15 protein-coding genes are annotated in these 13,015 nt (G+C 46.9%); all 15 read left to right on the plus strand.

Translation table 11 applies throughout. The features are described 5' to 3' along the window. The first annotated feature begins 2 nt into the window (after nt 1-2). The 15 genes from AB4Y93_RS10015 to AB4Y93_RS10085 all read left to right on the plus strand — a co-directional run bounded on the left by AB4Y93_RS10015 (nt 3) and on the right by AB4Y93_RS10085 (nt 13,009). On the plus strand, nt 3-1,457 hold the full coding sequence (locus AB4Y93_RS10015; protein ID WP_441891413.1) for a hypothetical protein: 1,455 nt from the start codon (nt 3-5) through the stop codon (nt 1,455-1,457). Between the two features lie 62 nt (nt 1,458-1,519). Next, nucleotides 1,520-1,762, plus strand: coding sequence for a DUF4321 domain-containing protein (locus tag AB4Y93_RS10020; RefSeq protein ID WP_441891415.1), 243 nt, complete (start codon nt 1,520-1,522; stop codon nt 1,760-1,762). Nucleotides 1,763-1,801: 39 nt separating this feature from the next. Beyond that, nucleotides 1,802-2,443 carry a Maf family protein gene (locus tag AB4Y93_RS10025; protein ID WP_441891417.1) on the plus strand — a complete coding sequence of 214 codons (642 nt, stop codon included), beginning with the start codon at nt 1,802-1,804 and terminating at the stop codon, nt 2,441-2,443. 86 nt (nt 2,444-2,529) lie between these two features. After that, on the plus strand, nt 2,530-3,216 hold the full coding sequence (gene radC, locus AB4Y93_RS10030; RefSeq protein ID WP_167280178.1) for a RadC family protein: 687 nt from the start codon (nt 2,530-2,532) through the stop codon (nt 3,214-3,216). 41 nt (nt 3,217-3,257) lie between these two features. Then, nucleotides 3,258-4,286, plus strand: coding sequence for a rod shape-determining protein (locus AB4Y93_RS10035; RefSeq protein ID WP_441891419.1), 1,029 nt, complete (start codon nt 3,258-3,260; stop codon nt 4,284-4,286). Nucleotides 4,287-4,370: 84 nt separating this feature from the next. After that, entirely contained in the window at nt 4,371-5,207 is an 837-nt protein-coding gene (gene mreC, locus AB4Y93_RS10040; RefSeq protein WP_441891421.1) for a rod shape-determining protein MreC, read from the plus strand. A gap of 2 nt (nt 5,208-5,209) precedes the next feature. Further along, nucleotides 5,210-5,743 (plus strand): rod shape-determining protein MreD, encoded by a 534-nt coding sequence (mreD, locus tag AB4Y93_RS10045; RefSeq protein ID WP_167280175.1) that lies wholly within the window; start codon nt 5,210-5,212, stop codon nt 5,741-5,743. 66 nt (nt 5,744-5,809) lie between these two features. Continuing rightward, the gene (gene minC / locus AB4Y93_RS10050; RefSeq protein WP_441891423.1) at nt 5,810-6,466 is read left to right on the plus strand and encodes a septum site-determining protein MinC; all 657 of its coding nucleotides are present in this window, start codon (nt 5,810-5,812) and stop codon (nt 6,464-6,466) included. 13 nt (nt 6,467-6,479) lie between these two features. Next, nucleotides 6,480-7,271, plus strand: a complete 792-nt coding sequence (gene minD / locus AB4Y93_RS10055) for a septum site-determining protein MinD (RefSeq protein ID WP_167280174.1) — start codon at nt 6,480-6,482, stop codon at nt 7,269-7,271. A 7-nt stretch (nt 7,272-7,278) separates the two neighbouring features. Beyond that, complete coding sequence (locus AB4Y93_RS10060; RefSeq protein WP_441891426.1) at nt 7,279-8,427, plus strand: FtsW/RodA/SpoVE family cell cycle protein; 1,149 nt, start codon at nt 7,279-7,281, stop codon at nt 8,425-8,427. A 582-nt stretch (nt 8,428-9,009) separates the two neighbouring features. Further along, nucleotides 9,010-9,966 (plus strand): peptidoglycan DD-metalloendopeptidase family protein, encoded by a 957-nt coding sequence (locus AB4Y93_RS10065; RefSeq protein ID WP_441891428.1) that lies wholly within the window; start codon nt 9,010-9,012, stop codon nt 9,964-9,966. Beyond that, a complete protein-coding gene (locus AB4Y93_RS10070; RefSeq protein ID WP_441891430.1) occupies nt 9,959-10,840 on the plus strand; it encodes a M50 family metallopeptidase in 882 nt (293 codons plus the stop codon). The genes AB4Y93_RS10065 and AB4Y93_RS10070 overlap by 8 nt, the downstream gene beginning before the upstream one ends. Nucleotides 10,841-10,932: 92 nt before the next feature. Next, nucleotides 10,933-12,183 carry an Rne/Rng family ribonuclease gene (locus tag AB4Y93_RS10075; protein ID WP_441891432.1) on the plus strand — a complete coding sequence of 417 codons (1,251 nt, stop codon included), beginning with the start codon at nt 10,933-10,935 and terminating at the stop codon, nt 12,181-12,183. 166 nt (nt 12,184-12,349) lie between these two features. Continuing rightward, complete coding sequence (gene rplU / locus AB4Y93_RS10080) at nt 12,350-12,661, plus strand: 50S ribosomal protein L21 (protein ID WP_167280170.1); 312 nt, start codon at nt 12,350-12,352, stop codon at nt 12,659-12,661. 12 nt (nt 12,662-12,673) lie between these two features. Continuing rightward, a complete protein-coding gene (locus AB4Y93_RS10085; protein WP_441891434.1) occupies nt 12,674-13,009 on the plus strand; it encodes a ribosomal-processing cysteine protease Prp in 336 nt (111 codons plus the stop codon). The last annotated feature ends 6 nt before the right edge of the window (nt 13,010-13,015 follow it).

Below are 13,015 nucleotides of genomic sequence, written 5' to 3' on the forward strand. Positions count from 1 at the left end.
ACATGAACAAGAATAACCGGATTACCTACCGATTTGATCGTACTGGCCAGACCGTAGAAGAAAACAGCCGTAAGGACAGTAACTCGGTGCCGCAGCAAGTCCCTGCTCGGGATCAAGGCAAGAGCAGCACACCTTCCAAAATTGTACCGTTATATTCCAATACCGAATATGAGAACGGGGAAAGTCCGTTTAGTCCTTGGATTAGTCCGTTTCAAGAAGATATTATTGCTCTTGAAGATCTGATTCGTGAAACAGACCGTAAGTCGGTTTCGACTCCAGTGAAGAAACCAGTAGAGAGCCCTGCTCAAGAGGTATATCCAGTTGCCCAGCTTGTGCAGGAGCCTATCAGCCAACCGAAGAAAAAGGGGCAGTGGCATCCGCGGCAACGTGTTGAATCTGAGTCTAAGCCGCAATCGGAGATGAAGCCACAGATGAAGCCGGAAGGGCTGGCACCAGACGTACATCCGATGATGAACCAGTGGGAGGAGCTAGATGACGATTCCTTTTACCCTGAGCTTGAGCTGGACAACAAGTCTGCCAAGCGCTGGTCAAGACCTGTACAGCGATATTCTACACCACCGTCTTGGATTAAGGTGTTTCTCTCGGTAGCTGGCGCATTAGCAACTGGTGCTTTATTCGGCTATCTGCTGCTCTCGTTGTTTACAAATTCACCTGATCAAACAAAAGGCTCGAATAACCTGGCCAATCCAGTTAACGGCTCCGTGAGCAATAATCCAAGTGCAGCGCCAAGCGGGGATAAATCAACAAACACGAATGGTGGTACATCGGGTTCGGCAGTTAATAATGCGTCTGGACAGAAAACCGTGAAGCTGACGATCCCAACACAGTCCTATCAATTGCTGCAGTATGGGGTATTCAGCAATACGGAGGGCAGAGATGCTGCCATTAAGGAATTGACAGATAAGGGCCTGGCGGCAGCAGGGATGAAGACAGCTACTGATTACCGGGTATATGCGGGGATGGCCATCGATCGTGCCCGTGCAATTACGCTCACCAAAGATATTGGGGAAGACCTGCCTGTTTATATTAAGCAAGTTGATGTCCAGGTACCGCAGCAGTTTCCGTTTGCCGGAGATGCGAAGGCGGCAGATACTTTTTTAAACAACACAATCAGTCTGATTAGTATGCTTGATGAGCTATCTCTGACACAGCTCGAGCAGCCAAGTCTATCACCTCTTGGCTCTGCGGCTGCCAATGCCTGGCAGGCCGAGCATCAGAAATGGACAGAAAGCGTAAAAGCGATGCAGGCCGGCGTTCAGGATGAGGCAGGAAAGGCATTTCTCATAAAATTAATTCAATCTATGAATACAGCCGCCAAATCACTCGAGGAATACGATAAAAAGCCGTCACAATCGCATTTGTGGGCTGTTCAAGGTGCCTTGATGGAAGCTATCGTGACACAAAAAGAATGGTATGAACCAATCAACGCATTGTAAACGAAATCGATCCTAAGTATAATAGGAGACAGGTGTCAATTAATGGCGAGAGGCGTTGAAAAATGAAGAAAAACGGCTGGATTTTACTGCTTTTCCTCGTGCTTGGCTTATTAGCGGGTGCACTTGTTGCACGTTGGCTGGAGCCGGTATCCGGAATCTCTTTTTTGACCAAAACAATTGATTCAACTTGGTCTCCCGCCGTAGATCTCTATGTACTCAGCCTTGATCTGAATGTGCATGTTCAAATTAGTTTATTCAGCATTATTGGCGCTTTAGCCGCTATATGGTTGTATCGTAAATTGTAAATCCGTACTTACCCGGTGTAACCGGAAATGAAGGAGTAAATGAGACACTTGAGCAAGAATGAATCTGTAAATATCCGTCCGATCAGCCAGCTTGTGCTGGCATCGTCGTCACCGCGCCGGAAGGAACTGGTCGCATCCCTGGGCCTATCCTTGCCGGTTTATATTTTGTCTTCGGATGCTGATGAGTCTGTTCCTGCCGAATGGTCGCCTGCACATATTGTTGAGCAGTTGAGCTTGCGTAAAGCAAATGCGACTGCGTCTCTGCTTAGAGAACGCCAAGAAGCAGAGGCGTCTCTTGTTGTTGGTGCAGATACAATTGTCGTTGTTGACGGCCAGGTACTGGGCAAGCCGAAGGACCGGGATGATGCATTATCGATGCTCCGCAGCCTGCAGGGACGAAAGCATGAAGTTTATACAGGTGTGGCTTGTGTCGTTGTCGAGACCGGAACTGCGACTGTCGCACATAGGATGACTAAGGTTTATATGAAACCGATGTCGGATGAAGGACTCAAAGGATATATTGCAACAGGTGAGCCCGATGATAAAGCGGGTGCATACGGCATTCAAGGACTTGGAGCAACACTCGTCGATAAGATCGAGGGCTGCTATTTTAATGTTGTTGGCTTACCGTTATCGCTGCTATCTGACATGCTTGCTCATTATGAGATTCATGTTTTCTAATTTACTTTTCATGAAGTGATCTTAATTTGGACATAACACCAAGTAATGCCATATCATTCATTTTGGAAGAGAAGGCAGGGACGGACATGGAGCAAGGCAACTTATTACGAAATGTCCCCCATGAAGAGCGACCAAGAGAACGCATGATACAATATGGGGCTGAAGCGCTTAGTCATACTGAATTGCTTGCGATCCTGCTTCGTACAGGTACGAAACGGGAATCCGCTGTACATTTGGCTGGTAAAATATTGAAAGAATGCGGAAACTTGCGAAATTTGCTCGATATGAGCATGAGTGAGTTGACTGCGATAAAAGGCATTGGACCTGCGAAAGCAGTCCAGCTGCGTGCAGGAATTGAACTAGGCCGTCGCATTGTTCGAAGCGGGAATGGCGAGGTTGTGACGGTACGTAAACCGCAGGATGCTGCGAACTATGTGATGGAAGAGCTCCGATATTTGAAAAAGGAGCATTTCATCTGTTTGTTTCTGAATACTAAGAACCATATTATTGCCCGGGAAACATTATCGATTGGTACACTGAATGCGTCACTTGTTCATCCAAGAGAAGTATTTCGTGCGGCTGTAAAAGCTGGCAGCGCATCGATTATATGTGTACACAATCATCCAAGCGGAGACCCAATGCCAAGTCCGGAGGATATCGCTCTTACGAAGCGATTAGTCGAGGCAGGCGAACTAATGGGGATCGAAGTGCTGGATCATCTTGTCATCGGGGATGGAAGGTTTATCAGTTTGAAGGAACATGGCTACATGTAATATAATAAGTAGGATTGTCGCAATTAGAAGGGAGCATTAACATGTTTGGTGGTTTTTCGAAAGATTTGGGAATTGATTTGGGTACTGCAAACACGCTTGTATTTGTAAAAGGTAAAGGGATTGTCGTAAGAGAGCCGTCTGTTGTGGCTCTGCGGACTGACACAAAAACAATTGAAGCGGTTGGCGAGCAAGCGAAGAAAATGATCGGCAGAACGCCAGGCAACATCCGGGCAGTTCGTCCGATGAAAGACGGCGTTATCGCTGACTTCGAAACAACCGCAACAATGATAAAATATTTTATTCGTTCTGCACAAAAGCAAAAATCGTTGTTTCCAAAGCATCCGAATGTGATGATTTGTGTGCCGTCTGGTATTACAGCGGTAGAAAAACGTGCGGTTGAAGACGCTGCTAAACAAGCAGGCGCTCGTGAGGCTTATACGATTGAAGAACCGTTTGCAGCAGCAATTGGTGCTGATCTGCCGGTATGGGAGCCAACAGGCAGCATGGTTGTTGATATTGGCGGCGGTACAACAGAGGTAGCTGTCATCTCGCTAGGCGGTATCGTAACGAGCCGTTCGATCCGTGTTGCAGGCGATGAAATGGATGAAGCGATTATCCAATATATCAAGCGTTTCTATAATCTGATGATTGGTGAAAGAACATCCGAGCAGCTCAAGATGGAGATTGGTACAGCACTTCCACTGGAACCTATGGAATCGATCGAAATTCGTGGCCGTGACCTCGTAACAGGTCTGCCGAAGACGTTGCCTATTACATCGGAAGAAGTTACTGAAGCGCTGATGGATACGGTGAATTCAATCGTTGACGCGGTGAAAATTACGCTTGAGAAATGTCCACCGGAATTGTCTGCAGACATTATGGACCGTGGTATTGTATTGACTGGCGGCGGCGCATTGCTTCGTAACCTGGACAAGCTGCTGGCCCGCGAGACTGGTATGCCGGTTATTGTGGCAGACAACCCGCTTGATTGTGTAGCAATTGGTACTGGTCGTTCACTTGACCATATTCATTTGTTCAAAAAAGGCGGATCTTCCCGCTCGAAACGTTAATAGAACCAGAGCGGTAACGGAATTGGATATGGAACGGGCAGGTGAATTGAACTGTTTAAGCTGCTAAGAAATAAGCGGTTATTTATGCTTATGATCGGATTAATCCTGTTCATTGCGGTTATCGGTTTCTCACTAAGCGACCGCAAGGAGCTAACCTACCCCGAGAAGTTTCTCGGAGATTCTGTTGGATTCGCGCAGCAATGGTTCTACAAGCCCGCTGGATTAGTAGCGGGCTTCTTTGAGGACATTCGTGAGCTCAAAACGCTGCATGAAGAGAATGAACAGCTCCGTCTGACAGCTGCTGCTTACGCACGGGACAAAATTAATTATAATTTTGTCAAGAAAGAGAATGAGCGGCTGCAAAAAGATCTTCATTTCACGGAACAACAGAAAACGATGTATGATTATAAATACTTAATAGCGCAAGTCACAGCAATCGATAATGATCCTTACAATCATACGATGGTCATTAACTTAGGCTCCAAGAACGGCATTAAACCTAATATGGCGGTTACAACGATTGACGGGTTAGTAGGTCTTGTTAGTAATGTACGTCCTTACACGTCAACGGTAACGCCAATTACAGAACTTGATGAAACTTCGCCGACATCGAATTCCATTGCAGCAACCATTCTCGGCAGAGAGAATGAATCCTTTGGTATTGTGAGCAACTATGACCAAGAAACAGACCGCCTGGTAATGACAAAGATTGCAGAGAACGACAAAATGATCGTAGATGATGTTGTTATTACATCTGGTTTAGGGAATGTCTATCCGCGTGGACTCGTTATTGGTACGGTAGAGACAAGACAGGTCGGAGATTTTGGCTTAACACATACAGCTACGATTAAGATGGCGGCTAAATTCGATCATTTGACAGAAGTATTCGTCGTCCAACCTGCGAATTCGGGAGATGAATAACAATGGGTGACAGAGGCATTAACCGTCTCATCCTTGTCATGCTGCTGCTGTTTATCGTTGAAGGCACCATTATGCCGTGGCTTATTCCAACAGAGCTAACCGGAAGAATTGTTCCTCATTTCTTATTTGTGTTTGTTATGTTTGCTGCTTTATACAGCGGTCGGCACCGGGCTTTGCTTTTTGGAATTGGATTTGGATTTCTGCAGGATGTCGTGTACTTCGGACATTTGATGGGCGTTAATGCTTTTGCTATGGGACTTATTGGATATTATACGGGGGTATTGCTGGAGCGGCGTCGCAGTACGCTATTAACGGCTTTATCGATTATAGGGCTAGGCAGTATTCTGTATGATACAATCGTTTACTTCGTGAACATGGTGTTCCGAATTACGAACGAGTCCTATGCTTTTGCACTGATGGATCATATTCTACCTAGTTTATTCCTTCAGCTAGTGTTTGCACTGGCGGTTTATGTTCCGGCAAGGCGTCTCTATGAGAGTCACTCAAAGCTTAATCCGGAGACAGAAGAAGAATAATTTCTTGGCAGAAAGCAGGAATTTGCTTATCGCGAAAAGAATGGATTACGTTGGGGAGGGGCAGACGTGACCGAGAAGCAGCATATCATGATTAAAGGTGTCAAGGAAGGTCTCGTGTTCCTTCTCGACGATAAGTGCGAATTCGCAGTTTTGCTCGACGAACTGCAGTATAAGTTGGAGAAAACGCATCAGCAGCTGCTTACCGGCCCGTTAGTTCACGTACATGTGAAGCTGGGGGCAAGGCAGCTCGGTGAAGATGATAAAGAACGGATCAAATCGGTTATCCGCTCGCAGGGGAATTTGATGGTGCAGTCGATTGAATCGGCGCTTGAGGCGCAGGACATGGCAAACCAGATTCCGACAGGCCCGCATGTTATCACCGGTATTGTTCGATCCGGTCAAACGATAGAGCATGATGGTGATCTGCTGCTTGCAGGCGATTTGAATCCAGGCGGCACAATTTTATGCAGCGGTGATATTTACGTGATGGGCGCACTGAGAGGTGTCGCCCATGCGGGCGTAAACGGCCGAACGGATGTTATTATTGCCGCCTCGCTTATGCGTCCAACCCAGCTTCGAATTGCCGATGTCATCAGTCGCCCGCCGGAGGAATGGATGTCCGGAGACGCTGCCATGGAATTCGCTTATTTGTATGAGGGAAGCATGCAGATTGACAAGATAACGCAATTATTCCGTTTACGTAATAATCCGATTAAGGTATAAGGGGTGTTCATGCATGGGAGAGGCGATTGTTGTTACATCAGGCAAAGGCGGAGTCGGCAAGACGACTACCTCAGCTAATTTAGGTACAGCACTTGCTTTGCTTGGTAAAAAGGTTTGTATGGTTGATACCGACATCGGATTGCGTAATTTGGATGTTGTAATGGGACTTGAGAATCGAATCATTTATGATTTGATTGATGTAGCGGAAGGACGTTGTCGCCTTAACCAGGCTCTGATTAAGGACAAACGTTTTGAAGAATTGTACATGCTTCCTGCTGCGCAAACGAAGGATAAGCAGGACGTGTCACCGGAGCAAGTCAAGGATATGGTACTCGAACTCAAGAAAGATTTCGATTACGTCATCATTGATTGCCCAGCAGGTATTGAACATGGTTTCCGTAATGCAATTGCAGGCGCAGATCGGGCGATTGTTGTTACGACACCGGAAAATGCAGCGGTGCGCGATGCTGACCGCGTTATTGGACTGCTCGAGAAAGACCAGATTCCATCCAAAATTATTATTAACCGTATTCGTCAAAACATGGTGAAAAACGGCGAAATGCTGGATATTGATGAGATTTGTCAGGTGCTTGCTGTCGACTTGCTTGGAATCGTACCGGATGACGAGAAGGTTATCAAAGCAGCAAACTCCGGCGAACCAACCGTGATGGATCCTTCTTCGCGTGCTGCGATTGCTTATCGAAACATCGCTCGCCGTATTCTTGGTGATATGGTTCCTCTTATGCTGCTTGATGAGAAGGCTGGGGCCTTCAAACGCTTCCGCAAGTTTCTTGGAATAGGATGATTGCCTTGTGCTTAACAAACTAAAAAAAATAGACTGGGGAATTATAGCGATTCTGCTTTGCTTAATGGGCATTAGTACCGTTTTGATCAGAAGCGCTACTCATAATAACCCGATTTATCACAACTATGATCTGAAAACAGTCGTCTATTATATAATTGGTTTTATTATAGCTATAATGGCAACGGTATTCGATTATCGCATTTTGCTTAAAAGCTGGTATATATTATACGGTATTGGTATAGCGCTGCTTATAGCGGTCTTTTTCTTTGGAGCTAACATTAATGGTGCGTCCGGTTGGTTCAAGCTGCCGGGCGGCTTCTTATTTCAGCCTGCTGAGATTATGAAGATTATTATCATTATCGGCATTGCTTATATTATGGGCAGGCGTCAAGGTGATCGCTTAACCTTTACGGAGGATTTGCTTCCGATTGCTGCTTTTGCCTTTTTGCCGTTCCTGCTCGTAATGATTCAGCCTGATCTTGGCAACGCGATTATTTATTTGGTAATTGTGCTTGGGATGCTGTGGATTGGCAACGTCAAGTATGTGCATGTACTTGTTGGCTTAACGACCGTAATCGCAGCTGTAGTCTTGTTTGTATCCTTGTTCACGATGTTCAATTCCGATATCGAGAATTATTTAAAGGATCATCACAAAGAGCACTGGTACAAGCGGATTAATACGTTCCTTGATCCAAGTCAGGCATCAAGCGATGATAAGCATCAATCGGAAAATGCGAAGATTGCGATTGGTTCCGGCGGACTAAGCGGCGACGGATACTTGAAGGGCGATATGATTAACGGGAAATTTATCCCGTATCCTTATTCCGATTCGATCTTTGTCGTTATCGGGGAGGAATTTGGCTTCCAGGGCTCAGCGGTCCTGCTGCTCTTATATTTCCTGCTGATATACAGGATGATCTTGATCGCCTTCCGATGTTACGATAATCGAGCCTCGTTTATTGTCATCGGTATAGCATCCATGTACGTGTTTCAGATCTTCCAAAACATTGGGATGATGATCGGCCTTATGCCAATCACCGGTATTACGCTTCCATTCATCAGCTACGGCGGTACATCCCTCATGCTGAACATGCTTTGTATCGGTATTTTATTTAGTATCAACGCCCACCAAGAGAAATACGAGCTGGCCGAATAGGCCAGCTTTTTTGATTTTCAGGTTGTTAGATGCATACTGCGCATACAAATGTTCTTCCGATCGCCATTGCTCAGGGATTCCTTGAACGATTCCAATAGGATTGGAATCCCCGAGCAAAAGCGACCACTACGTTTCTCCAGAATCATTTGAATGCTTCGCATGCCCTTAACCTGCATCTCAAAAAGAGCTGAAGCTATTCGCCCAGCTCGTAAGGAAACCACAATGACCGAGCAGATATATACCTGCTCGGTCTTTTTTTTCTGCCCCTTTAGGCTAAGCCGAAATGGAGCAGCTCGAATGATTCTGGAGAAGCTAAAAGCTTTCTGAAAGAAAGCTACCTCGAAAGCATAAACTTGCGCTCGCATTTGTCCTCCGAATTTCATCCGCTAAAGCGGATTGGAATGAAGAAATTCGGGGACAACAGCGATCGGAAGAACATTCGAATGCGGAATGACATAGCTTGTGACGTTTTGTATTATGCCGTCCCCCGCATACTTGTCAGCCTGTACACATACTTATGTAGAAAGGAGCTTGGTCAGCGTTAGGGCGTCCGGCTTGCCTTGCGTGAGAGGAGGCTAATCGATGAGTAAAAAAGATAGTGTTCGAGAGCGGCGGCAGGAGAAAATTAAACAGCTGCTGGAGTTGCAGGAGAAGCAGGCTAAGATATGGCAGCAGCAGGAGAATAAGCTTCAGGGGAAAGTCCGCCCAATTAAGGACAGACCAAACCGCCGGTATGAGGAGGAGCTTTTTCCTGCTCCTTACCACATGGAAGCAGGCGGAGATGAGCTGGATCCGGAGAAGCTGTGGAAGACCAATCCAAATCCTTGGCTTGGCTGGGAGTCGGGCGATGGCAAGAATGGACGTTTTATACCCGAATATCCAGCATACGATTCGGATGATGACGGCAATGGCCGCAGGCCATTTCTGCGTAATGAACTGAAATGGAAAGCCATTATCGCCGTTGTTCTATTCGCGGCGATATGGGGTGTATTTCATAATGATTCGCCGTACGCACAGAAGGGACAAACCATTGTAAAAAATGCGCTGACGGATGAGATGGATTTTACTGCAGTCGCAACCTGGTACAAGGAAACGTTCGCTGGTGCTCCATCTTTTATACCGATTTTTAACCAGAAGCAGAAGGAGGCAGAATCCGCGAATGGTGCGGTTGAACTGCCTATTGTCTCTCCGCTCCCGGATGGCGCGATCGTACGTACTTTTGCGGAGATGCTTAACGGGATCGAACTTGCGGGTAAGTCGAAAGAAGAAGTATCCGCGATCGAGACGGGAAGGGTACTGGTTGTATCGGAAGCAGAGAATGGAACAGGCTTTACTGTTCTCATAGAACATGCAAACGACCGCTCCTCGGTCTATGGCAAACTTGGCGCGGCCACGGTTAAGCCAAATGACTGGGTAGAGGCTGGAGATACGATAGGTACCCTTCATGAGTCTGCACTCGAGGAGCCGAGCCTGCTTTATTTTGCAGTGAGGCAAAATGACCAATACGTCGATCCCGTGGGCGTGATTCCGATTGATTAAATGGAAGGGCATTCGCTGGTCCGTTCATCCGCTGTTCGTACTCGTCATGCTTGGATCTGTTATGACGGGCTATTTCGCCGAGCTCTTCACGTTATTTCTAATCGTTCTTGTGCATGAGATTGGACATGTTGTTGTGGCAAGGAGCTTCGACATCCGTGTAAGGGAAGTGAAGCTCCTGCCCTTTGGCGGGGTTGCGGAGATTGAGGATGCCGGTAGTATTCCTGCCGGGCAGGATGCCCTTATTGCCATTGCTGGACCCCTTCAGAACGTCTGGATGGGACTTGCTGCTTGGGGATGCGGCCAGCTTGGCTGGTGGGACCCGGAATGGGCGGCTTATGTATGGAAGGCTAATCTAATGATCGGCTTATTTAACCTTCTCCCTATCTATCCGCTTGACGGCGGCAAGCTGCTGCAAGCTGCTTTCAGTTATGGTTTTAATTATTATTCCATGATGAAATGGACTTCCCGCATCAGTATCGTTCTTAGCACGCTGATGATTGGATTTGCAATCTCAACCGCTTTTTGGCCGAGTAACGGGATCCAGCTCAATCTGCTTGTTGTAGGTTTGTTTTTATGGCTGACGAATTGGACCTATTACCGTAATATTCCTTATCTCTTCGTTCGATTTCTTATGCATCGTGACCGAGTTGCCGTTCGGACGATCTCCCGCGGGTCGTTGGCTCGACCAATAATTGTAAATATTAAGCAACCAATTATTGGTGTCGTGCGTCTATTATGGCGTGAACAGTACCATCTTATTTATTTGATGGAGCTGGAAGGCCGTATCGTCAAGGTTGTTCCTGAAAAAGAGGTAGTGGACCGCTTCCTGATTGAACGCGATCCCAATCGTGCCGTTATCGAGCTTTTTCGATAGAGGTAAAATAGACCACTTTTTCGTTAAGGTATCTTGGTGGTAGAATAGAGTAGATGACGAGAAACAAAACGTAAGGCGGTTGATGTTCGGGAATGAAGCGGATGTTAATGCACGGACACAGAGAACTGCTGCAGACTGCCGTGCTGTTGAACGGGCGGCTTATTGATTTTTATATGGAACAGTCGGAGAGCAGCGGATTGGTCGGCAATGTATATAAGGGACGAGTAGTCAATGTGCTGCCAGGCATGCAGGCCGCTTTTGTTGATATTGGTCTTGGTAAAAATGCATTTCTATACATAGATGATCTGCTGCATCCGCATTTGGAGAAACAACCGGAGCAAAAGCCTTCCATTACGGAGCTTGTCAAACCGGGTCAAGAGCTAGTGGTACAAGTCATGAAAGAACCGATGGGAAGTAAGGGAGCACGTGTTACGACGCACTTTACCTTGCCGGGCCGGTGGCTGGTCTATATGCCGATAGCCGGTTATGTCGGTGTGTCGAAAAAAATACTGACGGAAAGCGAACGCTCGCGAATTCGGATGATTGGCGAACGGCTTCGGCTGGAAGAAGAAGGCATCATCATGCGTACAGCAGCCGAAGGCGAATGTGAAGAATCGCTTGGTGCTGATGTGGAGCAGCTTCGACAGCTATGGATAAGTGTGGAGCAGCGGGCGGCAGCTGCGAAAGCCCCTGCTGAGCTGCATCGCGAAGCGGGTCTGCTTAGACGTGCGGTGAGAGATACACTAACCGATGATATGGACGAGGTATGGCTTGATGATGCTTCCCGTTACAGTGAGGCTGCAGCGTTGATTCAGGAAATGACACCGCATCTTGCAGACCGGTTAAAGGTATTTGATGCACGTAAAGAAAAGTCTTCGTTATTTGATCGATTTAGAGTGACAGAGCAGCTTGAGACAGCCTTCCAAAACCGAATCCGATTGGAGAGTGGCGGCTCTCTCGTATGGGATGAGACGGAAGCACTGACGGTTATTGATGTCAATACAGCTAAGTATACAGGTGCAACGGATCTGGAAGACACTGTGTTCAAGACGAACATGGAAGCGGCTGACGAGATTGCCCGGCTGCTTCGAATACGTGATGTCGGCGGTATTATTGTTATTGATTTTATTGATATGGAGAATGAATCCAATCAGGAGAAAGTAATGGCAAGACTGTCGGATTGGGCGAAGAGGGACCGGACCAAATGCACCGTGTTTGGCTGGACAAGGCTTGGTCTGCTGGAGCTGACCAGACGTAAGGCGCGTGACAATGCTGCAAGGCAGCTAAGCGAGCGCTGCCCAGCATGCGGTGGCACCGGCAAAAGAACTACTGTTAATTCATAGGCAATAGTTGATCGATTAAGTAATCTGTGATAGAATGTTCTGGTATGTCTCATTTATATTCATATTTGGACATGCAGATACCGCTCCAATTGGGTTTAAGCGTGGGATGCATTTTGCTCCTGCCACCTGGATTAGGCGAGTCTTCGACAATAAGGAGGTGCAACACATGTTCGCAATTATCGAAACTGGCGGCAAGCAATACAAAGTTCAAGAGGGCGATGTAATCTACATCGAAAAACTGAACGCAAACGAAGGCGAAAGCGTAACGTTTGATCGTGTCTTGGCAGTATCTAACAGCGAAGGTCTGGTAACTGGTACTCCAGTTCTTTCCGGTGCTACTGTTTCTGGCAAAATCGAGAAACAAGGTAAAGGCCAAAAGATCATCGTTTACAAATACAAAGCCAAAAAGAACTACCGCCGCAAGCAAGGTCATCGTCAACCGTTCACGAAAGTAACAATCGAGAAAATCCAAGCGTAAGAGGACTTTCTTATGATATCTGTTACATTCGTACGGAGAGCCGCTGACAGACGGATTGTATCATTTACGATCTCAGGACACGCTAAATATGCAAACCGCGGCAAGGATATTATCTGCGCCGGAGTGTCGGCCGTATCGGTCGGTACTGTCAATGCTATCGAGGCTTTGGCGAAAGTGGAGCTTCCGGCTTCGATGAAGAATGGCTGGCTATCGTCAGACATTCCGGAGCAGTCGGATAAGGACACAGACGACAAAGTACAGCTGTTGCTCGAATCGATGGTCGTTATGCTCGGCAATATCGCACAATCATACGACAAATATGTCATAATGCACGAACAACTTCTTTAGAGAAGG

The sequence above is a fragment of the Paenibacillus sp. YAF4_2 genome (genome assembly GCF_052113225.1).
Lineage (GTDB): Bacteria > Bacillota > Bacilli > Paenibacillales > Paenibacillaceae > Pristimantibacillus.